Source organism: Klebsiella sp. (genome assembly GCF_027492335.1).
Lineage (GTDB): Bacteria > Pseudomonadota > Gammaproteobacteria > Enterobacterales > Enterobacteriaceae > Klebsiella > Klebsiella huaxiensis.
In genome coordinates this window covers 45,073-71,032 of record NZ_JAPUEW010000011.1, presented here as the reverse complement: position 1 = coordinate 71,032, position 25,960 = coordinate 45,073, and the positions used below count along the sequence as shown (strand labels likewise).

At 52.2% G+C, this 25,960-nt stretch carries 22 protein-coding genes; 10 read left to right on the top strand and 12 right to left on the bottom strand.

Going from position 1 to position 25,960, the window contains the following annotated elements:
• Nucleotides 1-2: 2 nt before the first annotated feature.
• Nucleotides 3-1,712, bottom strand: a complete 1,710-nt coding sequence (gene araB / locus QVF11_RS04635) for a ribulokinase (protein ID WP_112215552.1) — start codon at nt 1,710-1,712, stop codon at nt 3-5.
• A 337-nt stretch (nt 1,713-2,049) separates the two neighbouring features.
• On the opposite strand from araB, the gene araC reads away from it, so the two are divergent.
• The 7 genes from araC (at nt 2,050) to QVF11_RS04600 (ending at nt 9,240) form a co-directional block, all read left to right on the top strand.
• Entirely contained in the window at nt 2,050-2,895 is an 846-nt protein-coding gene (gene araC / locus QVF11_RS04630) for an arabinose operon transcriptional regulator AraC (RefSeq protein ID WP_112215551.1), read from the top strand.
• Nucleotides 2,896-3,131: 236 nt separating this feature from the next.
• Entirely contained in the window at nt 3,132-4,364 is a 1,233-nt protein-coding gene (locus QVF11_RS04625) for a PfkB family carbohydrate kinase (protein WP_112215550.1), read from the top strand.
• A 27-nt stretch (nt 4,365-4,391) separates the two neighbouring features.
• Complete coding sequence (locus QVF11_RS04620; RefSeq protein ID WP_142512325.1) at nt 4,392-5,324, top strand: dihydrodipicolinate synthase family protein; 933 nt, start codon at nt 4,392-4,394, stop codon at nt 5,322-5,324.
• 42 nt (nt 5,325-5,366) lie between these two features.
• Complete coding sequence (locus QVF11_RS04615) at nt 5,367-6,317, top strand: tripartite tricarboxylate transporter substrate binding protein (RefSeq protein ID WP_287855347.1); 951 nt, start codon at nt 5,367-5,369, stop codon at nt 6,315-6,317.
• Nucleotides 6,318-6,372: 55 nt separating this feature from the next.
• Entirely contained in the window at nt 6,373-6,810 is a 438-nt protein-coding gene (locus QVF11_RS04610) for a tripartite tricarboxylate transporter TctB family protein (RefSeq protein ID WP_112215547.1), read from the top strand.
• An 8-nt stretch (nt 6,811-6,818) separates the two neighbouring features.
• On the top strand, nt 6,819-8,312 hold the full coding sequence (locus tag QVF11_RS04605) for a tripartite tricarboxylate transporter permease (RefSeq protein ID WP_287855346.1): 1,494 nt from the start codon (nt 6,819-6,821) through the stop codon (nt 8,310-8,312).
• Nucleotides 8,313-8,472: 160 nt separating this feature from the next.
• A complete protein-coding gene (locus QVF11_RS04600) occupies nt 8,473-9,240 on the top strand; it encodes a DedA family protein (RefSeq protein ID WP_142512322.1) in 768 nt (255 codons plus the stop codon).
• Here QVF11_RS04600 and thiQ read toward each other — a convergent pair.
• The 4 genes from thiQ to sgrR all read right to left on the bottom strand — a co-directional run bounded on the left by thiQ (nt 9,227) and on the right by sgrR (nt 14,427).
• A complete protein-coding gene (gene thiQ, locus QVF11_RS04595) occupies nt 9,227-9,928 on the bottom strand; it encodes a thiamine ABC transporter ATP-binding protein ThiQ (RefSeq protein ID WP_142512321.1) in 702 nt (233 codons plus the stop codon). The two genes, QVF11_RS04600 and thiQ, sit on opposite strands and share 14 nt — an antisense overlap.
• Nucleotides 9,912-11,522, bottom strand: a complete 1,611-nt coding sequence (thiP, locus tag QVF11_RS04590) for a thiamine/thiamine pyrophosphate ABC transporter permease ThiP (protein WP_287855345.1) — start codon at nt 11,520-11,522, stop codon at nt 9,912-9,914. The genes thiQ and thiP overlap by 17 nt, the downstream gene beginning before the upstream one ends.
• Complete coding sequence (gene thiB, locus QVF11_RS04585; protein ID WP_287855344.1) at nt 11,498-12,481, bottom strand: thiamine ABC transporter substrate binding subunit; 984 nt, start codon at nt 12,479-12,481, stop codon at nt 11,498-11,500. Before thiB ends, thiP begins: the two co-directional genes overlap by 25 nt.
• Nucleotides 12,482-12,771: 290 nt before the next feature.
• Nucleotides 12,772-14,427, bottom strand: coding sequence for an HTH-type transcriptional regulator SgrR (sgrR, locus tag QVF11_RS04580; RefSeq protein WP_112215542.1), 1,656 nt, complete (start codon nt 14,425-14,427; stop codon nt 12,772-12,774).
• Nucleotides 14,428-14,514: 87 nt separating this feature from the next.
• On the opposite strand from sgrR, the gene sgrT reads away from it, so the two are divergent.
• Both sgrT and QVF11_RS04570 read left to right on the top strand, forming a co-directional pair.
• Nucleotides 14,515-14,667: a glucose uptake inhibitor SgrT gene (gene sgrT / locus QVF11_RS04575; protein WP_110272583.1), complete on the top strand. Its 153-nt coding sequence runs from the start codon at nt 14,515-14,517 to the stop codon at nt 14,665-14,667.
• Nucleotides 14,668-14,896: 229 nt separating this feature from the next.
• Nucleotides 14,897-16,081 (top strand): sugar efflux transporter, encoded by a 1,185-nt coding sequence (locus QVF11_RS04570; RefSeq protein ID WP_287855343.1) that lies wholly within the window; start codon nt 14,897-14,899, stop codon nt 16,079-16,081.
• A 53-nt stretch (nt 16,082-16,134) separates the two neighbouring features.
• On the opposite strand, the gene QVF11_RS04565 is transcribed toward QVF11_RS04570, so the two are convergent.
• Nucleotides 16,135-17,445 (bottom strand): MFS transporter, encoded by a 1,311-nt coding sequence (locus QVF11_RS04565; RefSeq protein WP_287855342.1) that lies wholly within the window; start codon nt 17,443-17,445, stop codon nt 16,135-16,137.
• A 232-nt stretch (nt 17,446-17,677) separates the two neighbouring features.
• On the opposite strand from QVF11_RS04565, the gene QVF11_RS04560 reads away from it, so the two are divergent.
• Entirely contained in the window at nt 17,678-18,574 is an 897-nt protein-coding gene (locus QVF11_RS04560) for a LysR family transcriptional regulator (protein WP_110272580.1), read from the top strand.
• A gap of 36 nt (nt 18,575-18,610) precedes the next feature.
• Here QVF11_RS04560 and aroD read toward each other — a convergent pair whose 3' ends face one another.
• The 6 genes from aroD to leuC all read right to left on the bottom strand — a co-directional run bounded on the left by aroD (nt 18,611) and on the right by leuC (nt 25,959).
• On the bottom strand, nt 18,611-19,366 hold the full coding sequence (gene aroD, locus QVF11_RS04555; RefSeq protein ID WP_287855341.1) for a type I 3-dehydroquinate dehydratase: 756 nt from the start codon (nt 19,364-19,366) through the stop codon (nt 18,611-18,613).
• A 33-nt stretch (nt 19,367-19,399) separates the two neighbouring features.
• Nucleotides 19,400-20,614, bottom strand: a complete 1,215-nt coding sequence (locus tag QVF11_RS04550) for an MFS transporter (RefSeq protein WP_287855340.1) — start codon at nt 20,612-20,614, stop codon at nt 19,400-19,402.
• 11 nt (nt 20,615-20,625) lie between these two features.
• On the bottom strand, nt 20,626-21,489 hold the full coding sequence (locus tag QVF11_RS04545) for a shikimate dehydrogenase (RefSeq protein ID WP_110272577.1): 864 nt from the start codon (nt 21,487-21,489) through the stop codon (nt 20,626-20,628).
• Between the two features lie 10 nt (nt 21,490-21,499).
• Nucleotides 21,500-23,533 carry an oxidoreductase gene (locus QVF11_RS04540; RefSeq protein WP_112215537.1) on the bottom strand — a complete coding sequence of 678 codons (2,034 nt, stop codon included), beginning with the start codon at nt 23,531-23,533 and terminating at the stop codon, nt 21,500-21,502.
• A gap of 409 nt (nt 23,534-23,942) precedes the next feature.
• Nucleotides 23,943-24,548: a 3-isopropylmalate dehydratase small subunit gene (gene leuD / locus QVF11_RS04535; RefSeq protein ID WP_287855339.1), complete on the bottom strand. Its 606-nt coding sequence runs from the start codon at nt 24,546-24,548 to the stop codon at nt 23,943-23,945.
• Between the two features lie 10 nt (nt 24,549-24,558).
• The gene (gene leuC / locus QVF11_RS04530; RefSeq protein ID WP_287855338.1) at nt 24,559-25,959 is read right to left on the bottom strand and encodes a 3-isopropylmalate dehydratase large subunit; all 1,401 of its coding nucleotides are present in this window, start codon (nt 25,957-25,959) and stop codon (nt 24,559-24,561) included.
• Between the last annotated feature and the right edge of the window lies 1 nt (nt 25,960).

Here is a 25,960-nt window from a genome sequence, read left to right as displayed (position 1 = left end):
CCTTAATGGGTGAGAGCTGCCTGGGATTGCGGGGCTGTTTCCGCCTTTGCAGTCGAAGGGAGATAGAGTTGTTCTGCGCTGACCGACCATTGCTGGTAGCGCTGATAGAGTTGTTCGAAACGTTGTGCCTGCTCAGGGCGCGGCTGCAAGGTGCTTTCCACCTGGCTTGCCATGTTCTCCTGCGCGGTCGGAATATCGCGGTACACGCCAGCGGCGACGGCGGCGAAGATGGCGGCGCCCAGGGCGCAGCACTGATCAGAGGCGACGATTTGCAGCGGGCGATTCAATACATCGCAGCAGGCCTGCATGATCACCTGGTTTTTCCGCGCAATGCCGCCGAGCGCCATCACGTTATTGACCGGGATACCCTGTTCGGTGAAGCACTCCATAATAGCGCGTGCGCCGAAAGCGGTAGCGGCAATCAGTCCGCCGAACAGCGCCGGAGCGTCGGTGGCGAGGTTCAGGTCAGTAATCACCCCTTTCAAACGCTGGTTTGCGTTCGGCGTGCGGCGACCGTTAAACCAGTCCAGCACCACCGGCAGATGATCGAGGGATGGGTTTTTTGCCCAGGCTTCGGTCAGGGCGGGTAGCAGCTGTTTTTGGCTAACTTTGATCTGCTCTTTCAGCTCCGGATGCGCGAGCGCCAACTGCTCGAGCGGCCAGCCAAGAATGCGGCCAAACCAGGCATAGATGTCGCCAAAAGCGGATTGTCCGGCTTCCATACCGATAAAGTCGGGCACCACGCTACCGTCTACCTGGCCGCAGATCCCTTTTACCGTGCGTTCGCCAACGCTTTGTTTGTCGGCAATCAGGATGTCGCAGGTTGAGGTACCGATAACTTTGACCAGTGCGTTAGGTTGGGCACCAGCACCGACTGCGCCCATATGACAGTCGAAAGCGCCGCCGGAGATGGTGACGGTTTGCGTCAGACCCAGGCGCTGCGCCCATTCGGCGGTCAGCGTGCCGACAGGTAAATCGGCGGTCCAGGTTTCGCTGAACATCGGCCAGGTCAGGTTCTGGTTAAGAATGGGGTCGAGTTCATCGAAGAAGCTGGCTGGCGGTAGGCCACCCCAGCTATCGTGCCACAGTGATTTGTGCCCGGCGCTGCAGCGGCCACGACGAATATCCTGCGGACGGGTGGTGCCGGAAAGCAGGGCTGGCACCCAGTCGCACAGCTCAATCCACGAAGTTGCGGCCTCGGCAACGGCGCTATCCTCGCGGGTGACATGGAGGATCTTGGCCCAGAACCACTCGCTGGAGTAGATGCCGCCGATATAGCGAGAGTAGTCCTCTTTGCCTGGCTGGTGGCACAGACGGGTGATGGCCTCCGCCTCTTCCACCGATGTGTGGTCTTTCCACAGTACGAACATCGCGTTCGGGTTGTTGGCGAACTCTTCGCGTAACGCCAGGACGTTGCCGTCGGCATCAATCGGCGCGGGCGTTGAGCCAGTGCTGTCGACGCCGATACCCACGACGGCGGCGCGTTGTTCGGCGCTCAATGACGCCAGAACGCTTTTCAGCGCGGCTTCCATTGATTCAATGTAATCACGTGGATGATGGCGGAACCGATTGTTCGGGCCATCGCAGAACAGCCCCTCCTGCCAGCGCGGATACCATTCGACGCTTGCGGCGAGCTCTTCGCCGGTCGCGCATTCCACTGCCAGGGCACGTACTGAATCACTGCCAAAATCGAGGCCAATCGCAATTGCCATTCTGTTACTCCATGCTAAAAAACATTCATGGTGAAACAGTAGATATTCGTGCCGAAAACCGTCAGGCTGTATTCGCTAATCTTATGGACTATATTGCTGTGAGGTCGCAAAGTGTGACGCCGTGCAAATATTCAATGTGGACTTTTCTGCCGTATTTATAGACACTTCAGTTATGTGCTGAATGCGTATGAATTGTGCGCTGCGCTCAGTTTCTGCCGAGAGAAGGCGGGTTTTAATTCGATTTCTAATCCACGTCGCAGTACGGGCTGTCAGCCAGACGATAAAATACAAGGTATGGACAATTGGTGTCCAAAATGTCTCCGGGAGAGCTGATTTTATGGCCGAAACGCAAAACGATCCTTTATTGCCAGGTTACTCCTTTAATGCCCATCTGGTGACGGGCCTGACGCCAATTGACGCAGAAGGCTATCTGGATTTCTTCATTGACCGCCCGCTGGGTATGAAGGGGTATATTCTGAACCTGACGATCCGCGGCGAAGGGATAATCAACAACCACGGAGAGCAATTTATCTGCCGACCCGGCGATATGCTGCTGTTCCCGCCGGGGGAAATTCACCATTATGGGCGCCACCCTGATGCCCGGGAGTGGTATCACCAGTGGGTTTACTTCCGGCCGCGCGCCTACTGGCATGAATGGCTGAACTGGCCGACGATTTTTGCCCAGACCGGTTTTTTTCGCCCCGATGAGCAGTGGCAGACGCGTTTTTGCGAACTGTTTGGTCAAATTGTTGATGCCGGGCAGGGGGCCGGGCGTTATTCAGAACTGCTGGCGATAAACCTGATGGAGCAACTGCTGCTAAGGCGCATGGAGGCGATCAACGAGTCACTGCACCCACCGCTGGATAACCGGGTGCGCGATGCCTGTCAGTACATCAGCGATCATCTGGCGGATAGCCATTTCGATATTGCCAGCGTTGCCCAGCACGTCTGTCTGTCGCCGTCGCGCCTGTCGCATCTGTTCCGCCAGCAGCTAGGGATTAGCGTGCTGGGGTGGCGTGAGGACCAGCGAATTAGCCAGGCAAAACTGCTGCTCAGCACCACGCGAATGCCGATCGCCACCGTAGGGCGTAACGTGGGCTTTGAAGACCAGCTCTACTTTTCGCGGGTATTTAAAAAGTGTACCGGTGCCAGCCCGAGCGAATTTCGCGCCGGGTGTGAATAATCTAATAAGAGGTGCTGAGATTTATATTTATACTCAGCACCTGATGTTTATTTATATATATTCCGTCACTGTGATTTATTGCATGTATTTATGTGGGGTATATATCATATCATCTAGTATTAATTTACGATTTACCTCCCCTCGTTTTTTGTTTATTTTTGTTTCTCTGTTTTTTTCTTGAGTAAACTCCCGGTAAACTTTTTCTTTTTGGTGATAATAAAAGAAAAGGATGACTTATGTATCGTGATACTCGCCGTGAGCATATCGTCAGGCTACTGCGCTCCAGAGAAGAGCGCAGCGTAAGCGATTTGGCGGAACATTTTTCCGTGACCAAAGAGACTATTCGTGCGGATTTAACGTGGCTACAAAAACGAGGGATTGTTACCCGCCATCACGGAGGCGTTTCATTAAAAAAACATTTGATGCAAAGCGCGCTCTTCCAGCACGACTATGTGGATATGAGCTTGCTGCTAAAACAGCAGCAACGGGGAATTAGTTATTTAACATCTCAGGATGAAAAAGGACGCGCTATGGTTGGAAAAGTTTGCATATTAGGTTCGTTTAATGTCGATATCGTTGCCAAAGTACATCGCTTCCCCCGTGATGGCGAAACCCTGATTGCCAGAGAAACGACGCTGGGCCCGGGAGGCAAGGGAGCGAATCAGGCGTTGGCATCGTATCGCGCGGGTGCTCAGATTCATTTTGCCTGTAAAGTGGGTCGCGACCAGTTTAATCTTTTTGCCCGTAACCATATTGAATCCGTTGGCATGAGCTCATTTACGTTGTATGAAACAGATAATGCCGCAACGGGGTGCGCCGTTATTTATGTTAATGATGAAGGGGAGAATATGATTGCTATTTCTCCCGGTGCCAACCATGAACTGACTGACGGCGATATTGCGCAACTTTCGCATTTCATTGCCGAGTCCGATGTCTTCGTTGTGCAAATGGAAAATAATCTTTCGGCGACCCAGTTAGCACTGAAATGCGCGAAAGAATTACAAATTACGACAATATTAAACCCGGCTCCGTGGTCGCCTGATGTCGCAAGTCTATTGTCATTTGCGGATATTGTTACGCCGAATGAAACGGAGGCAGCAGCCATGTCTGGTGTGCAGGTACATGATATCCCTACGGCTATGCAGGCGGCAACGCATATTAATAATGCCGGGCAGTGTGCCGTTATTATTACCATGGGCAAGCAGGGGGCCTTAATTTTTGACGGTCAGAACTACTCACATATTCCGGCATTTTCCGCCGTTGCAGTGGATACCACCGGTGCGGGTGATGCGTTTAACGGCGCGCTGGCCGCGTCGCTGGCGAAGGGAGAATCGCTGGTCAGGTCGGCCTGGTACGCCAGCGCCTTTGCTTCTTTAGCGGTTGAGCAGGAAGGGGCAGCCAATATGCCGGATGACTCATTAGTCGCCGCCCGAATGAAACAACAGAACGTCGCTATTCAGACTCTCTGATTTATCGTCGAATAAAGGATTGATGAAATGAAAAAAATTGAGGGTATTATTCCCGTTATGTTAACCCCTTTTACTGATGATAATGTCGTTGATTATCCGGGGCTGGGGAATTTAATTGACTGGTATATTGCCAACGGCGCGGATGCGCTATTTGCCGTGTGCCAGTCCAGTGAGATGCAATTCTTAACGTTGGAAGAACGCGTCGAACTGGCGAAATTTGTCGTCGATTATACGCAAAAGCGGATTCCGGTCATCGCTTCAGGGCATATTTCCGACGATCTGAACGCGCAGATTGCCGAGCTTTCGGCGATGGCGCAAACCGGCATTGATGCGCTGGTGTTAGTGACTAACCATCTTGATCCTGAGAATCAGGGGACGGATGCCTTTAAACACCATCTGGACGCTATTCTGGCCGCGCTGCCGTCTTCAATGGCGTTGGGGCTTTATGAGTGCCCAGCCCCATACCGCCGCCTGCTTTCCGACGAAGAGCTGATGTATTGCGCCGCCAGCGGCCGCTTCCGGGTGTTGAAAGATGTGAGCTGCGATCTGCCAACCGTCATCCGCCGCGTTGAACTGGTGAAAGAGACGCCGATGGCTATTGTAAACGCCAACGCGGCCATTGCCTGGGAGGCGATGCAGGCAGGTTCAAAAGGATTCTGCGGCGTGTTTACTAACTTCCATCCGGACCTGTACCACTGGCTCTACCACCATGGCGCACAGCACCGTGATGCCGCAGAGCAGTTGGCCTGGTTTTTATCCCTCAGCGCCGTTACCGAAACTATCGGCTACCCGAAAAACGCCAAAATTTTCCATCAGAAGCGCGGAACCTTCGCCAGCGTTCACTGCCGCGTCACTGCGGACGATGTGCTGAAAAAATACTGGGGCCTGGAGGTGATTTTGCAGCAGATTGCCGATAGCGGCGAGTGGCAGCGTAAACAGCTCGCGGATCTACCGAAGTAAACGAACTGACCTACGATAGAACATCAGACAGGAGTCCAGAACATGAAACGTACCTTCGCAAGTTTAGCGGTTGCTTCACTCTTTGTTTCCACCTCCGTACTCGCTGCATGGCCGGATAAACCTATTCAGATAATCGTACCTTGGGGGGCGGGCGGCAACACCGATACCGTGGCGCGGCTAGTGGCAGAAGGCCTGCAAAAGCAGCTTGGCGTTAACGTCAACGTGGTGAACCGCACTGGCGGCGCGGGTGTCGTCGGACATGATGCCATTGCGCGGGCGAAAGCGGACGGCTATACGCTGGGGATCGCCACGGTCGAAATTGCGATGATGCATCATCAGGGTATGACCAATCTGAGCTACAAAAATTACACACCGATAACCCGTCTGGCGGTAAATCTTGGTGGCGTTCAGGTGGCAGCCAATTCTCAGTTTGAAAATATTGTGCAACTGACGGATTACATTAAGGCTAATCCCGGCAAGCTGAAGGCCTCTGGCAGTGGTCTGAATTCCGGTTGGCATCTTAATTTGATTGGCATGTTGGATAGCATGGGGCTGCCGCCGTCTGCGGTGATCTGGGTTCCGTCTGAGGGCGCTAACTCCGCGCTAATGGAGCTGGTTTCCGGTGGTATTGATTTCACGACCTCTTCACCCGGTGAGGCGAAAAGCATGGTTGATGCCAAAATGGTGCGTAACCTGACCACCATGGCGGAGAAACCGGAAGGTTTATATAAAGATATTCCGGTTTTCCAGCAGGCGACGGCTTATAAATATAGCCTCGCGACCTGGAACTCGCTGGTGGTTCCTGCCGGAACGGCAGATGACATTTCGCAGAAGCTAACCGAGGCGATGAAAGCCGTTTTCGCAGAGGGCAAGTTGCAGGAGTTCGCGACTAAGCAAGGGTTTGAAGTCTATCCGCTCTTTGGTGCTGAAATGCAGACTTTTATGGCTCAGGAAGATGAAAAATACGGCAAGTTAATTAACAAAATAAAATAGTTACCGCAAGCCTGGCGGCGGCTGAGCGCCGTCGCCGTTATGAAGGGATATCATCATGCGTGCATTACCGTTAACCCCTTTTTTAATTCTTATATTTGCTATCACCATTTTCTCTATCAGCGTCACGGAATACGGCGGTGCCGGACAGCATGGCGCGGGGTTTATGCCGACGCTGATTAGCGGGCTGCTGCTATTTCTTACCGCCATTGATGCCGTTATCGATATCAAAAACCGTGGAACTCGGCAGTCATTATTCAGCCGGGCGGAATGTAAAGCGCTGGCGCTGATTATCATTGCGGTGATGCTGTTTGTTTTATTGCTGGATATTTTAGGCTTTGTTGTTTGCTCCTGTTTGCTGCTGTTTATTTTAATGAAAATCAGAGGCGTCAAACTCCTGCTGGCGACGGGAACATCTATTGCCGCATCGCTCATTATCTATTACGTGTTTGCCAGCGTGCTGCTGGTGGCGCTTCCTGCGGGTATCTGGTTTTAAGGGGAGATATGGACATCTTTTTACAGGCATTTGCCTATATTAATCTCAGCGCAATTTTAGCGGTGCTCGCCGCCAGCGCATTTGGTTTATTTGTCGGCTCCATTCCTGGCTTAACGGCGACGATGGCCGTGGCGTTGATGGTGCCGTTCACCTTTTTTATGGACCCTATTCCGGCGCTGGCATTGATGATTTCCGTTGGCGCATCATCCATTTACGCCGGGGATATTCCGGGAGCGCTATTAAGAATACCGGGAACGCCGGCATCGGCTGCCTACGTGGCTGACTCAAATGAACTTGTGAAGCAGGGTAAGGTTAACCGCGTATTAGGCATCGGTTTAGTCAGTTCGGTGATCGGCGGTATTATCGGCTCGTTTATTTTGATGGGCGCAGCGCCGATGTTGGCGAAATTCGCTTTGAAATTTAGCTCTTATGAATATACCTGGTTGTCGCTGCTGGGCTTGACCTGCGCGACCCTGGTGGTGGGTAACCACCCGCTAAAGGGGATGGTTACGTTATGTCTGGGGTTATTAATGGCCTGTATTGGCTACGACCAAATCTCAGGCATACCGCGTTTTACCTTTGGTCAGATTAGTTTGCTGCAAGGGGTTAATTTTATTCCGGCAATGATCGGCTTGTTTGCGATTTCCGGAGCAATTGAGTATTACCGCGATCGGGTGGTCGAGGCGGTACGTAGCGTGCCGGAAACGCAGTCGGGTATTAACCTGTTTAAAGGCATGGGGCAGGTTATCTGGTCGCGTAAGCTAAATCTCGGCCGCAGCAGTATTATCGGTACGCTTATCGGCGCGCTGCCCGGTGCCGGAGCGGATATTGCCGCCTGGATTAGCTATGCGATTTCGAAGAAGTTCTCTAAACAGCCGCAGCTGTACGGCCACGGCTCAGAAGAGGCAATCGTGGATTCTTCCAGCAGCAACAATGCTAGCCTCGCGGGAAGCTGGATCCCCTCGCTGGTGTTTGGTATTCCCGGCGACTCTGCTGCGGCGATCATCATTGGCGTGCTGTACATGAAGGATATGAACCCCGGGCCGACGCTGTTCCTGTTTCAGGCCGATAAGCTGTACGCGGTGTTTATTCTGTTTCTGATTGCCAACCTGGCGCTGCTGCCGCTGGCTACGCTGGCCGTCAGCTTTATTAAGCGCATTATCTGGATTGATAAAGCGATTCTGTACCCGATTATCCTTATCTTCAGCATTGTCGGCTCCTTTGCTATCGATAACTCCGTCTCTTCTGTGGTGGTGATGCTGGTGATGGGTGTTATTGGTTATTGGCTACAGCGCAAAGAGTATCCTATTTCGCCGATTATTCTGGGCATGATCCTCGGACCTATGCTTGAGAAAAACCTCCTGTCATCCATGATTAAGGCCGGAGGCGATCCGATGGCATTCGTTGCCAGACCGATCTCTATGGTTCTGGCCGCCTGCTTTTTCCTCGTGGTCGCTCTGCAGCTGACGAATATTTACCGTTCGTTCCAGCGTCGCGCCTGATACAACTGACCGCTTCTCCCGGAGGCGGTCCCTCTCTCTTTTACTCTTGCCGCATACGTAAATTCCTGTATTACTGCTAAATTCATTAATACAAATAATGTATTGACGCGAATTACGCCTCTCCGCACAATCCTCTGCTGATCACACTGCCGGGTACATTATGCAAGCATTGCTGGAACACTTTATTACTCAATCCACGGTCTATTCCCTGATAGCCGTTCTGCTGGTCGCCTTCCTGGAGTCGCTGGCGCTGGTGGGACTTATCTTACCGGGAACGGTTATGATGGCCGGATTGGGCGCGCTGATCGGCAGCGGTGAAGTTAACTTCTGGCAGGCATGGTTGGCGGGGATTATTGGTTGCTTGCTTGGTGACTGGATTTCGTTCTGGCTTGGCTGGCGCTTTAAGAAGCCGCTGCATCGCTGGTCTTTTTTGAAGAAAAACAAAGCGCTGCTCGATAAAACCGAACATGCGCTGCATCAGCATAGTATGTTCACCATTCTGATTGGTCGATTCGTCGGACCGACGCGCCCGCTGGTGCCGATGGTTGCCGGAATGCTTGACCTGCCGGTCGCGAAATTTATTCCGCCTAATATTATTGGCTGTCTGCTGTGGCCGCCGCTCTACTTTTTACCAGGAATTCTGGCCGGAGCGGCGATTGATATTCCGGCCGACGAGCATAGCGCCAGCTTTAAGTGGCTGCTGCTGGGGGCGGCGCTGCTGGCGTGGCTGGCTGCGTGGTTGTGCTGGCGACTGTGGCGCAGCGCCAAAAGTTCGGGCGATCGCTTAACCCGCTTCCTGCCGCGCTCGCGCCTGCTGTGGCTGACGCCGCTGATGCTTATTGCCGCCGGAGTGGCGCTGACTTTTGCCTTCCGCCATCCGCTGATGCCGGTCTATCTTGAGATCCTGCATAAGGTTATTTTGCGCTAATCCCCAATAGCGACGAGGCACAGCTGTTGCCGCTGAGCAGTTCGGCAGTTGTGCCATCCCAGGCGATTCTCCCCTCGGCGACCACGATTGAACGCGGCGCAATGCGCGCCGCATCTTCCACACTGTGCGACACCATCAATAGCGTCAACTGCTGCTGCTGACAAACGTCGGCGACCAGCGCCAGCATCTCCTGGCGCAGAGCGGGATCAAGCGCCGAAAAGGGTTCATCCAGCAACAGTACCGGCTGTTTGCGCACCAGACAACGCGCTAGCGCCGCACGCTGCCGTTGGCCGCCGGACAACTCGCCCGGCAGGCGGTCCAACAGCGAATCGATACCCATCTGCCCGGCAATAGCCTGCAAACGGTCTGTCTGTTCGGCATTTAACTTAAGCCCCGGATTCATCCCGAGCGCAATATTCTGGCGAATGGTCAGATGGTTAAATAGGTTATTTTCCTGAAACAGCATCGATACCGGGCGGCGCGCGGGCGGCGTATGGGTATGGGACTGGTCGTCGATGGAGATACTGCCGCTGGCGGGCGGTAAAAAACCGGCAATCAGGTTTAGCAGTGTGCTTTTCCCCGCGCCGCTGGGACCGAGAACCGCAATGCGCTCGCCGCGTTCAACGCCGAGCGTAAAGCGCATCGGTAGATGCTGGTAAAGCCAGGTCACATCATTCAGTTTTAGCATCACGCCCCGGAAGTTTTTCAATCACGCTAAAGAGTACAAAGCACAGCAGCAGGAGCAGCAGGGCGGTAACGGCGCCGTCCTGGCTACGGTAAGAGCCAATTTGCTGATACAGGTAGAACGGCAGGGTGCGGAAGTTTTCATTGCCAAACAGCGCTACGACACCGAAATCGCCAATCGACAGCACGCAGGCAAAAGCCAGTGCCTGGGCCAGCGGACGTTTTAAAGCGCGAAGCTCAACCACCCGCAAGCGGGTAAAACCGTGCATCCCCAACGACTGGCACAGCGTGCCATAGCGGGTAGCGATGTCGCGCATAGGGTTTTCCAGCACCTTAAGCGCATAGGGAATCGCCATTAGCGCATTGGTGAAAATCACGATGCCATCGGCGGATTCCGGCAGGCCCACGCTGTTATTGAGCAGCAGGAAGAAACCGGTGGCCAGCACGATGCCCGGCATGGCGAGGATCAGCATCCCGCTGAGTTCAAGCGCCTGGCCAGCCAGCGGGTAACTGCGGGCGCGAAGCTCGCGGCTGCTCCACAGCAGCATCATGGTCAGAATGACGCTTAAGACGCCAGCAGCAAGGGCGATGCGCAGTGAAGCCCATAGCGCCTGCCATAGCGCGGGCTGGCGCAGCACGCTAAACATATTGCTGTTCAGACCGTCGAATATTACCGCCAGCAGCGGAGGTAGCAGAAGCAGCAGCGCCGCGGTGATCAACGCAAAATCGCTTAAGCGACTGTGTAGTCGGTCGTCGGGATCGCGCCAGCCGTGGATGTTGCTGGCCCCGATGGCAAGGGCTTTGCTCAGGCGCTGGCTGAGCAATACCAGCCCGAGACAGCAGATCATCTGGATAAGCGCCAGCATCGCGGCGCGCGCCGGGTCGTAGTCAAAATTAAGCGCCTGGTAAATCGCCAGTTCGATGGTGGTGGCTCGCGGGCCGCCGCCCAGCGATAGCACGGTGGCAAAGCTGGCAAAGCAGAGCATAAAAATAAGCGCGGCGACAGGTGAAATTTGCCGACGCAGCCACGGCCATTCAACCAGCCTGAAGAAGACGTAACCGCGCATCCCGAGCTGGGCGGCGATTTGCCGCTGCTCGCCGGGGATATTCTCCAGAGTCTGAAGTAACAGGCGCGTGGCCATCGGCATATTAAAGAACACGTGCGCCAGCAGGATCCCTTGTAGCCCGTAAGGCGAGAACTCCCACTGCCAGCCGAGAGCGTTAAATAATTCGGCGAGCCAGCCCTGGCGGCCGTAGACGCTAAGAATACCAAACACCGCGACCAGCACCGGTAGGATTAAGGTTATTGCGCACAGACGCAGTAGCAGCATACGTCCGGGGAATCGACGTCGGTAAAGGGCGCGGGCAAGAAATATCGCCGGTATCACCGAAAAAAACGCGGAAAGAAAGGCCTGCCAGAAGGAGAAACGTATCACGTGCCAGAGATAGCTATCACTAACAATTGTACGCCAGGCCGCTTCTGGTGCGCTGAACCACAGAGCCAGAAACGCGGCCAGCGCGACGGCGACCAGTAAGGCGGCCGCCGTCAGGCCCGGCATGAGCCAGCCGAACGTTAGCGGCTGACGGCGCGTTGCCATGCGTTGATCCAGTTCTGGCGGTCGGTTGCGACCTGCTGAGGGGTAAATTCGAGAGTAATTTGCGGTTTCATCAGTGCGCCAAAGCCTGCCGGAAGCGCAACCTGGGTGACCGGATACATCCAGTTGCCAGTAGGGACAGCGTTCTGGAAACCTGGCGAAACCATAAATTTGAGGAATTTCTCCGCCAGTTCCGGCTGCTTGCTGGCCGCTGTGCGGGCGGCAACTTCAACCTGCAGATAGTGGCCTTCTGCGAAATTGGCTGCGGCGTAGTTATCTTTCTTCTCTTCAATAATGTGGTAAGCAGGGGAGGTGGTATAGCTCAGCACCAGGTCGCTTTCGCCTTTCAGGAACAGGCCGTAGGCTTCGCTCCAGCCTTTAGTGACGGTGACGGTTTTTGCCGCCAGCTTCTGCCAGGCTTCCGGGGCTTTATCGCCGTAGACTTTTTGCATCCACAGCAGCAGGCCAAGGCCCGGCGTGCTGGTGCGCGGATCTTCATAAATCACCCGCCATTTCTGGTCGCTCTCAACCAGTTCTTTCAGGCTTTTCGGCGGATTTTTGAGCTTGTTTTTATCGTAAACAAAGGCGAAGTAGCCGTAATCAAAGGGGACAAAGGTATCGTTGTCCCAGCCGCCAGGCACGCTGAACGCGGTGGCTGGTACGCCGCTTTTGGCGAACAGTTTGCTTTGAGAGGCAGCTTCCAGCAGGTTGTTATCCAGCCCAAGCACGACATCGGCTTTGCTGTTTTTGCCTTCCATGCGCAGGCGGTTAAGCAGCGAGACGCCATCTTCCAGCGCCACAAACTTCAGTTCGCAGTTGCAGTCGGCTTCAAAGGCTTTTTTAATCGCCGGACCTGGCCCCCAGTCGGCGGAGAAAGAGTCGTAGGTATAAACGGTCAGGAGTGGTTTGGCGAAAACGGGCGCAGCGACCAGCGCCAGCAGCGGGAGTAATTTTTTCAACACTTTGCACCTCAGAAAAAAGGGGTGGCAAAGGATTTTGAGTGGGCCTCAAATCCCTTCGCCGGCGTTATCCGGATCAGGTTCGACGGGTATTTTCTCAGCCCATACGCTTCATCCTTCAAGCCGTATCTGCGTTAGCTTCGCGCGTTCACCCCCAGTCACATAGTTATCTATGCTCCAGGGGATTCACCCGCTTGCTGCCTTGATGCAACTTGAATGATATTGCGTATGTTTATTAGCACCCCGTTGAGAACGGCAGTTAGTGTAATGATTTTGTTAGCTGACGGAAAGCCTTACGGCTCCGGTGGCGCAAACCACGCGGACTTAAAGTCGAACCAGCCGAGGGTATTCATGCGCACGCCGCGCATGCTGCGCTGCCCCTGGATCATCAGCCAATGGTGTATGAGCGGCACAATGGTTTGGTTGGCCAACAGCTGCTGGCTCCAGGTGGCCGGATTAAGCTCTCCTGCGCGCCAACGGCTGGCGTCCTGCTCCCAGTCGATGGGAATACAGTGGCGAATCAGCGGGACTTCATACAACCAGGCAAACAGGGAAAAATCGATCGGTAACGTGAAGTTGGCGCTATTGAGCCACACGTCGCTGACCACTTCGCCGCGATGCCACTCTTCGTACTCCAGCTCCTGAATTTCCAGTTTGACCTGATGCTCGGCCAGCAGCGTCGCCATAATCCCACCTATCAAGCGATGCTCAACGTGGTCCTGGTAATAGGTCAGTTTGACCGTCTCCAGGCCCGGCGGTTTTTCGCAAGCGTGGCTGCGCGCATGGTGCCAGCGGGGTAGCAGGCCGTAGGCCGGGAACCAGTTGCCCTGATAATGTTCACCAGCGTGATAGAGCAGGCTGGCGGGCTGGAACAGGTAGCTTAACCACTGGCGAACCGCGGTGTTGCCGCCGAGCGGGCTACGGGTATCGAACAGCAGATAGTAGCAACCCTCTTCCAGACGGCTTTCCACCGCTTTTTCACTCTCCGTGGTGCCCTGGAGCGTTAATCCGCCATTGGGTTCTTCGCTGATTTCCGGCAGCACCCAGACGTTAACTTCATCGATCAAGGCCCGATAGCCGAAATAGTCGTCGAAAGCATGAATTTTGAGCTGATTCTGGTTATTGCGTACCACCGAGTAAGGCCCGGTACCAACAGGGATACTGGAGAATTTCTCCATAGACTGCCACTCATGCGGCAGGATCATTGCCGGGACCTGACTTAACAGCCACGGTAGCCAGCGGTCAGGCTGGCTAAGATGAATGTCGAGAGTCCATGCTGTGGGGGAGTCGATGCGCTCGATATGAGAGAACAGCGGCAGCGCGTTGCTACGCTGTAAGGAGGTGATGACATCTTCCATTTCCAGTTCACGTCCATGATGAAAATGAATGCCAGGACGCAGAAAAAAACGCCAGTGGGTTGGGGTAATTTGCTGCCAATGGTGAGCAATATCGGCTTCCAGTTCCCCATTTTCCTCATTTACCCGCGTCAGGGCGCTAAAAATCTGCCGGGCGATATGGGTTTCCGAACGGCGCAACGCGCTGCCGGGCAACAGGTTTTTCATCGGCCGATAATAGAGGACGCGCAGGATATGCCGCCCCTGACGGAAGCTGCGGCCGAGATGGGAAACCAGCATTTGCCGGACGGCGGCTTTATCGCCAACCAACTGCACCAGTTGATCGATTCTGTCCTGCTCAAGCAGGTCTTCCGCTCGCTGTTGTTGCAAGGCGAGACCGGTATAGAGGAAAGCCAGCCGGGAGCGCTTACCGCGCCCGACCTCCGCCTCCCAGGTCAGCCAGCCGCGCTCTTCCATCATATTCAGTAAGGTACGCATATGACGGCGCGAGCAGCTCAACATATCTGCCAGCTCATTTAGCGTTGTCTCCTGCGACTTGCCGTCGCAGCACTGCCATAAGCGGATGAACTGCTGTTGTAAACGACCGGAAGACATAAAAGGGGAACTCCTGATAAAAACTCAGCAATTTATTACTTCCTATATTAAGTCAATAATCAACCTCGATGAAGTGAGGAGGTGAATATGATGAGGTCAACCACAAAACAGTTCTACCTACGCTACTTTTCTGCGACGCAGGATGCGTCCTGGCTGGCCCGCCTGATGGCAGGAAGACAGCAGGAAATTCTTGGCGAACTGATGCAGTGGGGAGTTACGTCGCAGACCTCTGATCATTGACTTGCAGACATCATGTGTGACTGAGTATTGGTGTTATACTCGTCGTCTTTCAAGCTGCAGGTGCGTTGGCTGCGCCCGCTCGCCCAGGTCACATAGTTATCTATGTTTCCAGGGACTTACGTTCTGGCCACCTGCCCGCAACTCGAAATCCATAGAGTATAGAATCACCCGCCAGCAGAAAACCTCTGCTGGCTTTTTTCGTTTTCTTCGCGTGGTTTAAGGACATGACATGCTGTGGTTAATGACGATGGGGCGACGTCTTAACGGCGTTTACGCCGCTTTTATGCTGGTCGCTTTCATGATGGGAATCGCTGGTGCACTGCAAGCGCCAACGCTCAGTTTATTTCTTAGCCGCGAAGTGGGCGCGCAGCCTTTCTGGGTGGGGCTTTTCTATACGGTTAACGCGATTGCCGGGATCCTGGTCAGCCTGGCGCTGGCTAAGCGCTCCGATAGTCGGGGCGATCGTCGGTGCTTGATTATGTTCTGCTGCCTGATGGCGGTAGGTAATGCGCTGTTGTTTGCATTTAATCGCCATTATCTGACGCTGATTACCTGTGGGGTGATGCTGGCTTCGGTGGCGAATGCCGCGATGCCGCAGCTTTTTGCGCTGGCGCGGGAATATGCCGATAGCTCGGCGCGTGAAGTGGTGATGTTCAGTTCGATAATGCGTGCTCAGCTCTCGCTGGCGTGGGTGATTGGCCCGCCGCTGGCTTTTATGTTGGCGCTGAATTACGGCTTTACCACCATGTTTACGATAGCTGCGGGCATTTTTGTCATCAGCCTGGTGCTGATTGCCTTCAAGTTGCCGTCGGTTGCCCGCGTTGAGCAACCTTCGGAAGGTACTGAAGTGCTACAGCAGGCTGGAGGGTGGCATGATAAAAACGTACGTATGCTGTTTATCGCCTCTACCCTGATGTGGACCTGCAACACGATGTATATCATCGATATGCCATTGTGGATCAGCAGCGATCTGGGTCTGCCGGATAGTCTTGCGGGGATTTTGATGGGAACCGCCGCCGGGCTGGAAATTCCGGCTATGATTTTGGCAGGCTACTACGTTAAGCGCTGGGGCAAACGCAACATGATGGTAGCAGCGGTTGCGGCAGGCGTTCTGTTTTATGTCGGCCTGATTCTGTTTCATGACCGGGTAGCGTTGCTGGCACTACAGTTGTTTAACGCTGTGTTTATCGGCATCGTCGCCGGGATTGGCATGTTGTGGTTTCAGGACCTGATGCCCGGAAGGGCAGGGGCGGCAACGACGCTGTTCACCAACAGTATCTCCACTGGAGTGATTCTGGCCGGGGTCATTCAGGGGGCGATATCACAGAGCTATGGGCACGCCAGCGTCTACTGGACCATTGCCGCTATTTCGCTGGTGACGCTGTTTATGACCTGTAAAGTTAAGGATATCTAATTACCTGACTACCCCGGTAGATGGTGCCTGCCGGGGTAGTTTCACGCAACTTGCTATTTCAATACAATCCGTTTGATATCGCCGATAATAAAAATATAGGCGATAACGCCAATAAATGCCGTCAGACCAATATAAATGAGTGCGTAGAAGAAATTACCGGTCATCGATATAATTACGCCAATAATCAATGGGGTAATGATCGATGCCATATTTGCGCAGAAGTTGAAGATCCCACCAGTAAGCCCAGCCATATTTTTAGGGGCAATATCTGAAATTAGCGTCCAGCCCAGCCCAACCATCCCTTGGCCAAAGAAGGCTATCGACATAATAATAATGACCGCAGTGTTACTCTCCACCCAGTTAGCCGCGATGATACAACTGGAAAGCAATAGCCCTGAAATAATGGGTAATTTTCGACTAATATTTACAGACTTGGTTTTTCTTAATATTTTGTCGGAGACCCAGCCACCGAAAAGAATGCCAACAGCCGCTGCCATAAATGGCCAGGAGGCGAAGAAACCAACGTGAAGCCATGGCAAATGGCGCTCATTGGCCAGATAGGTGGGGAACCAGGTCAGGAAGAAAACCAGCGTAGTATTACCTGCAAACTGCCCAAGGCTGGCGCCAATGATTTGCCTGCAGCACAATAAACGTTTTGCATCGGGCCAGTTGAAAGGGACATTTTCATTCGCTTTCTCGGTATTTTCTAAACCGATATATTCCAGTTCGGCTTTATTTGCGGTTTTGGATTCATGCGGTTCGTGATAAAATTTCCACCAAACAAAAGTGAATACAATACCTAAACCACCAGTAATAAAAAATAACGTTCTCCAGCCATGATGTTCAAGAATAATAAAGAGTAAAGGAGAGAATGCCGCCAGGCCAATATATTCTCCGACGGTGTAAGTTGCCGTTGCACGTGCGCGTTCATGTTGGGGAAACCATTTACTCACGACCCGACTGTTGACCGGGAAGCAGGGGGCTTCACTGATTCCCAAACCTAAGCGCAGTAGCAACAAGGATTTTAAACCGACAGAAAAGCTTTGTAATAGAGTGAAGGTTGACCAGAAAAAAATTGAAAGTGCGTAGGTTAATTTGTTACCAAAGCGATCTAAAAACATGCCGCCAGGGATTTGTGCCAGCGCATAGGTCCAGGCAAAAGCAGAAAAGACGATGCCCATCATTGCCGGATCGATATGTATTTCGCTTGTTAACTTAGGAGCAACAACACCAAGGATAGTACGATCAAGATAATTTATCATCGTACCAATAGAGAGTAACATTAAAATTACAATTCGCGTTTTGGTTCGCTTCTGCGTGGCCGGTGGCGAAATAGGCCTTTCCTGAACATCGATTGTCCTCATTGAGAGTTCCTTTAAAGTTTAAAATATTTTTGCATATATTGACACATGCAAAAATATTCTACTGAACCATTGATTTAGTCTATGATATTGCAATCCTTTGTTACGTGATGAATAAAATAACAAAACAATATTTGATGCGACGCCGATATTTGCCCTTTGCGACTCATCATAGATGGCTTGTATGGTATATTAGGTGCATTAGTTTTATTCTTATATTATACGAGCAAAAATAATGAACCTAAAGCAACTTTATTATTTTAAGCGACTGGCAGAAACCGAGCATTACACCGAGGCGGCCTCTAGTCTTTTCATCACCCAGCCCTCCTTAAGCCATGCCATATCTGAGTTGGAGAAAGAACTGGGAGTGGCGCTATTTGCCAGAAAAGGGCGAAATGTCAAGATCACACAGAATGGTAAACGCTTTCTGCCCTACGTTGAAGATGCGCTGGCTTCTCTGGAAAATGGTCGCATGACGCTGCAAAAAAATAGTGCGGAAAACAAAGAGAATATTCGTATTGCTTTTATTTATACAATGGGTGAGTTTGTTGTTCCGCAGTTAATTAATAAGTACTCACTTTCACCATCTTGTCACAATGTGACGTTTTCTTTCACTCAGGGCACGTCGCTAACACTGCTGCAGGAACTGAAGGCCGGAAAGACTGATTTAGCGATTTGCTCTTATATTGCTGATGAGCCAGATATTGATTTTATTCCAATTATTCAGCAAGAACTGGTTGTAGTGACGGCGAAAGATCATCCTCTTGCCAGGCTATATGATGATGAAGTCGATCTCGTGGAAACGATTCATTATCCCTATGTCTATTTTTCAGAAAATAGCGGTCTGCGGCCTTTTATTGATAACGTATTTATGCAGCAAAAATTAGTGCCGGACATTGCTTGCTACGTTGACGAGGATACGGCGATGGCGGGTCTGGTGAGTATTGATTATGGTATTGCGATTATGCCGCGAATTTCCGCACTCTCGTACTACAACGTGCATATCCTGACGATCAAAAATGCGATTCCTCCACGCTATATCTATCTGGCAACGATGAAAGAGCGGGTACTTTCCCCTGCAATTCAGTCGTTTAAGAATGTCATTATTAATGACAGCCAAAAAATGATTTAAGCAGATGCCCGGAGGAAACCTCCGGGCACCGTTTTATCAGGAAAGAATATCCATCAGCTCACGCAACTGAGTAATGGCGATTTGCCCCGGTGCTGACGCCTGACCTACGGTACCGAAGGTCATTGCTGAACCGAATAAACGACCCGTTACCCGGCTAACCCCACCGGATTTACCCATCGACATGGTAATTAATGGGCGGGTTGCATACTTTTCTTTCATCGTCAGGGTTGCAGATAGCAGGGTTAATACATCCTTTGGCGACTGCGGCATGACGGCGATTTTCGGTAAATCGGCACCCAGGTCCTGCATACGACGCAGGCGGTAGATAATATCTTCCTGAGCCGGTGTTTTATGGAAATCATGATTACTCATGATGACTTTTACACCAGCCGCATGGGCATCGTTCACCAGTGAACGAATCTGTGCTTCATCATTGAATAGCTCGACATCAATGACGTCAGCGAGCCCGCTAACCGCCGCCTGGCGATTCAGTTCAAAATAAGCTTCATCACTAATTTCCGTTTCGCCGCCCTCTTTTTTACTGCGGAAGGTGAACAGCAGCGGAATGTCTTTCAGCAACTGACGAATTTCGCCCAGCGCCAACAGTACCTGCTCAATTTCTCTAACCTGCGTGAAGTGATCAACACGCCATTCGATAATGTCGGCTCCGGCGGTAGCCAGGGCACGAGCATTGACTTGCAGTTCGTCAATGGTTTTACCAATCAGCGGAACGCAAATCAGGGTTTCCCCTTCCTGGAAGGTGATGTTTTTTACTGTTACTGCTTTAGTCATGTTGGTATCCATTATTCTTTTTGTCATTGACCATCAGGCGGTTGCTGCAACATGAGATGTTTTTGCAGCGGCGCGAGCCTGAAACTGACGATAACCGATGTACAGAGCGATCACAAAGCCGACGATAGCGATCATGAGATCAAACCACATAATGCTGGCGATACCAATCTTCGACAGTTTTGCCGTGATAAGCGGAATCGTAAAGCTTGCCAGACTCCCTGCGGTATAAAAGATCCCGGTGGCTTTGCCTTTTCCGTTAGGAAAGCTCATCGCCATAATGGTCGCGCCTATCTGCAGAACACCGCCGGCAGCGGCAAAGCCGATGATAAAGGCGAACCCAGTGACCACCATTGGCGTGGGAAACAAGCAGACGATCAGCAATGAAATCATCGACAGGAAGGTATAGATGATCATGGCGATGGCCGAACTGAACACTTCTTTGACAAATGCCGCGGTGACAAATACGCAAGTCAGAGAACCCGCAGTATAGACGCTCAGCAGTTTAATGGCTGACTCATGCGGGATCCCTGCAACGAACTCGCCGTACTGCGCTAACCATTGGCTAACCAGATAGAAAGTCGCCATCCCGATATAGCCGTACAGGGTAAATATCACCATATCCAGCTTGCCGGAATTAGTTTGCGGAGCAGCTGTAGCAGCCTGCGACTTTTCAACAATTTCCTTTTTCGCCCTATGATCCGGGAAAGGCATTCTTATCAGATAGATGGCGCTCAGAACCATCAATGCTGCGGCGATGATAAACGACCAGCCATACCACATATTAGCCCATATCAGCGCGCCGATAATGAATGGCAGCAGGAACTGTCCGGCAGAAACGAAGGCTTTAATCAGCACGTTCGCTCGGCTGGCGGAGTTAGGGAAAGACTCCATCAACGCCGGATAGGTTCCGGAATCGAGGAAGCTGTTTGCCAGACCGGCCATAATGCCGAAGAAGTAGGCCATATAAATGTTTTTCGTCAGTAAAATACCGAGGAAAAACACCAGATAGCTGGCGATCCCGAGATAGATAAAGGGTTTGCGTCCAAAGCGATCGGACAGGAATCCTGTCACGATCGTGGCGAGTTTACCAATACCTAGCGACGATATGACGATGGAGACGCCGGCAGCGTCGGTTCCCCATTGCGTCTGTAAATTCGCCATATTGAGGGTAATTAATAATACCCCCATGCCATGGATCAGATAGTTAAGGTATAGCCCCGCTGCCGTTGGGACATATTTATTTTTCATCGCACCCATCCTTAAAAAAGGATACTTTTGACGTGTTCAACCGGCATTTCTTTGCCCGTCCAGATTTCAAAAGCGCGTGCACCTTGCCAGAGCATCATGCCCAGACCGTTGATGGTGCGGCAGCCTTTTTTCTCAGCGACTTCCAGCAGATACGTTTTGCGCGGGTTATAAACCACGTCAGAAACGATCAGATCCGGACGCAGGAAGCTGTCGTCAGGCAGCAGCATCTGGCCTTCAAACGGTTTCATGCCAACGCCGGTCGCATTAGTAAGAATGACGCTGCTGTCGATCTCGGCGCGCAGTTTGTCATGGTCGTCCAGGTCGAACAGATGGATCGCACAGTTGGTGTTATTACGGATCTTGGCGACGGTTTGTTCTGCGTTGGCGAAGAATTTATCTTTACGGTTGAAGATGGAGATCTCTTTGACGCCATCCAGCGCGGCCTGTACGCAGAGCGCGGTTGCCGCGCCGCCTGCGCCTAATACGGTCATTTTTTTGCCGATGATGTCGATGCCTGCTTCAGACAGCGCGCGCATATAACCGGTGCCATCGGTGATGTGACCCGTTAACACGCCGTTGTCGTTCACCACGGTATTCACCGCGCCAACCAGTTCTGCTGCCGGGGAGAGTTTATCCAGATACTGGCAAATCTCAGTTTTGTTCGGCATAGAGACGTTGCAGCCGCGTAGTTTTAGCGCCCGAAAGCCCTGTACGACATCTTTCAGCTCCTCATTACCGACTTCAAAAGCCAGGTAAACATAGTCCAGCCCCAGTTTGGCAAAGGCTTCGTTGTGCATTGTCGGTGACATGCTGTGGCGAATCGGAGTTGCAATCAGGCCAATCAGCTCAGTGTGTCCAGTAATACGTTCTGCCATGATAAAATCCTCAATATGTTAGAAATGGAATTTTTGTTGATTCGCGGTTACCCAGAGCACCCATGTCTTCCAGGGTGTCCAGCACGTTGCGCCCCTCGCGCACGCCATCAATGATTCGCCGGGCCATCAGGCTGTCGCCGATGTTCATTATTTTTACGTTATTGGCTCTGGCCCATTGTTCAATCTCATTGAGACCGGTGGTATTGGCGCGCATTCCCAGGCAGACGAAGCCGTAATCAAAGGGAATGTCAAAGGTGCTATCCGCGTTTTTAACTGTGAAGTGCGTTGGAGTAACGGCAACCAACTGCGTTTGCATGTGCTGTTCCACGTGATGTTCATCAAGCATGGTCAACATGGCATTTTTAGTGATGATGTCCAGGTCGCGGCCCGCTGACTCCTGCATTTCGATAAGTACTGCGCTGGCACCGCGTGCGGAGAAATATTCGATGACGTCCAGACCGACGGCACCTGCGCCGACGACAGCAATGCGTTTACCTTTCGCATCGGCAAACTGGTCCAGGTGATGAATCATATTGGTAATCGAAAAGACGCTGCCGCCTTCGACATCAATGTTCTCGCGCAGCCCTTCAATTGGTGGCAGCAGGGGAACCGAACCGGTCGCATTGACAATTAAATCAGGGTGCAGGGCGGAAACCGATTCAACAGTGGCGCGTTTGCCGACCTGTAGCATCAGGTTATCCAGCGAGGCGATACGGTTTTTCATAAACTGCGGGAAATCAGCAATACGCTTTTTCTCTGGCAACAGAGAGATCTCGCTGGCCAGCCCGCCGATGCTGTGTTTTTCTTCCAGCAGCCAGGTGTGGCAGCCAACTTCGGCCGCGGTACAGGCCGCTTCCATTCCCGCCGTGCCCGCGCCGATGACCACCACGTTGGTGTCGCGGTTCACACGCTGCTGTTTGTAAGCGTCGCCGTGGATAATATCCGGGTTGATAGAGCAACGCAGAGGGCGAGAACGGGCGATGCGGTGATCCGCGCAGCCAATGTTGCAGGAGATGCATTTACGCATCAGGCGCTCGTTACCGCTCTGAACTTTTTGTACCCATTCTGGCTCGGCGATAAGCCCGCGGCCAATGGCAATCAGGTCGGCATCACCGCTGGCGATAATGTCTTCCGCGACTTTTGGCGAACGAATGTTGCCGGCGATAACCGTTGGTTTGTGGAATTTGTCGCGTACCGCGCGAGAGAGGTAACGCTTCCAGCCATCTTCCAGAGACATCTGGTCAATCTGGAAATTCAGGTTGTCGTTTTGCGCGGCGGAAACGTTGATAATATCGACTTTATCCTGGCACAGTTCGAGGATACGCAGAGAATCTTCGAGCGTATTCCCCCCCTTCAGGAAATCATCAGCGCTAATGCGCAGGCTGACCGGGAAACGCGGGCCTACGCAGGCGCGTACTTTATCGACAATTAAGTTTAATATTCTGGCGCGATTCTCTACGCTGCCGCCAAATTCATCGGTGCGTTTATTAAACAGCGGCGATAAAAACTGGCTAATTAAATAAGAGTGACCCGCGTGTATTTCCACGCAATCAAAACCTGCGCGGCGTACGCGTTCCGCTGCATCACCAAATTTATCGACGGCATGATAAATTTCGTCGTGCGTCATCGGGCGCGGAATATTTCCGTTCTTTTTGGACGGCGTGCTCGAAGAAGAAAGCGGCATTTCACCATTCAGACGATATGCATAAGCCGAAGCGCCAGCATGGTTTAATTGGATGCTGACACAGGCACCGTGTTTATGCAGGGTCTCGGTTAATTTGAACAGGCGTGGAATATATTGGTCGTTATCGATGCGCAGCTGCGTTGTACCGTTAGAAGCGAAAGGAAAATCGATGCAAATATTCTCGATGGTGATGAGTCCCGTGCCACCGCGAGCGCGTAACTCATAATACTCAATCTGTTCCTGAGTGACTTCACCGTTCAGGCTTGCCAGGTTGGTACCCATTGGCGGCATGATGATACGGTTTTTTATTGTCATCCCGTTAATGGTCATCGGGGAAAAAAGATGGGGGTAGTGGCTCATATGCTCTCTCCACTGGATGCCTGATGGCCGCTATACGGCGATCCTGGCCTGTCCAAAGTTAATATTTCTCTATGGGGAAAGATAACGAGGCACCAAATGGAAAAATAATGCTTTTTTTTGCGTGGAGCTATAGTGTTTTTCTATGGAGTTAACGTTTTAGTTACATATTTGTATTCTTATCTTAAATATCTCAAGCGATTTTTTACTTGTACTTGTGAATTGACACAATAAAAGGAGGGGAATGATTGAATAAATGCCCAATTGATAAATATTTATTTTCCTGGCTTTAAATATTTCTATATATCAGGCCGAATAATATCGATATATGTGCGCCAGATCTCATTTTTCTGCTGAGGAAAACAAAAAGCCCGGCGCAAAGACCGGGCTGAGAGATGAACTATGCGTGGTTTTAATTCATAAAGGCGGGTTGTTTATTCTCGTAGGTAGAGATTGCATCTTCATGCTGCAGGGTCAAGCCGATGCTGTCCAGGCCATTGAGCATGCAGTGACGGCGGAAAGCATCAATTTTAAAGCTGTAGGATTTATCGCCCGCTTTAACCACTTCAGCTTGCAGATCAACTTCAAATTTAATGCCTGGCTGCGCCTGAACCAGCTTAAACATTTCATCGACCTGTTCGTCGCTCAGGGTGACCGGCAGCAACTGGTTGCTGAAACTGTTGCCATAGAAGATATCGGCAAAGCTTGGGGCGATAACGACTTTAAAACCATAGTCGGTCAACGCCCACGGCGCGTGCTCACGAGAGGAGCCGCAGCCAAAGTTTTCTCGCGCCAGCAGAATCGACGCCCCTTTGTACTCAGGGAAGTTCAGCACGAATTCCGGATTCGGCTGCTCACCTTTGTCATCAAGGAAGCGCCAGTCGTTAAACAGATGTGCGCCAAAGCCGGTACGCGTGACTTTTTGCAGAAACTGCTTTGGAATGATTGCATCGGTGTCCACGTTCGCGGCATTCAGCGGAACCACCAGGCCGGTATGTTGGGTAAATTTCTCTGCCATGATGGTTTCCTTATTTCAAGCTACGGATGTCGGCGAAATGGCCGGTAACGGCTGCCGCTGCGGCCATTGCCGGGCTGACCAAATGGGTGCGTCCGCCGCGGCCCTGACGGCCTTCAAAGTTACGGTTGCTGGTAGATGCACAGCGCTCACCCGGGTTCAGGCGATCGTTGTTCATTGCCAGGCACATGGAACAACCCGGCAGACGCCATTCAAAACCGGCTTCAATAAATATTTTATCCAGACCTTCTGCTTCAGCCTGCGCTTTCACCGGACCGGAGCCTGGTACAACCAGCGCCTGAACACCTGGCGCCACTTTGCGGCCTTTAGCGATTTCCGCTGCGGCACGTAAGTCTTCGATGCGAGAGTTGGTGCAAGAGCCGATAAAGACTTTATCAATCGCTACTTCAGTTAACGGCACGCCAGACTTCAGGCCCATATACGCCAGCGCTTTTTCAGCACTCGCACGTTCTACCGGATCGGTGAATGATGTCGGGTCCGGAATAATGTCGGTAACGGAGATAACCTGGCCTGGGTTTGTTCCCCAGGTGACCTGTGGGGCAATCTCTTCTGCTTGCAGAGTGACAACGCTATTAAAAGTCGCGCCATCGTCGGTAGTCAGGGTCTTCCAGTATGCGACAGCATCGTCAAAATCCTGACCTTTCGGCGCGTGCAGACGGCCTTTCACATAGTCAAAAGTCGTTTGGTCAGGCGCTACCAGGCCCGCTTTGGCACCCAGTTCAATGGCCATATTGCACAGGGTCATACGACCTTCCATGCTTAAATCACGAATAGCTTCGCCGCAGAATTCGACAACGTGCCCGGTACCGCCAGCGCTGCCGGTTTTACCAATAATCGCCAGTACGATATCTTTTGCCGTGATGCCTGGAGCCGCTTTACCCTTGACTTCAATTTTCATGGTTTTAGCACGACCCTGCTTGAGGGTCTGGGTCGCCAGCACGTGCTCAACTTCTGAGGTGCCGATACCGAAGGCCAACGCACCGAATGCACCATGAGTCGCCGTGTGGGAATCGCCACAGACGATAGTCATACCCGGCAGGGTAACGCCCTGTTCCGGCCCCATCACGTGGACGATGCCCTGGTAAGGGTGGTTCAGGTCATACAGTTCAACGCCAAACTCTTTGCAGTTTTTAATCAGTTCCTGCATCTGGATACGCGCCATTTCACCGGACGCATTAATGTCTTTGGTTTGCGTTGAAACGTTGTGATCCATGGTGGCGAAGGTTTTACCCGGCTGGCGTACCGGGCGGTTGTGGGCGCGCAGGCCATCAAATGCTTGCGGCGAGGTAACCTCATGGACCAGATGACGGTCGATGTACAACAGCGGGGTTTCGTTTTGCGCTTCATAAACGACATGAGCATCAAACAATTTTTCGTATAACGTCTTCGCCATG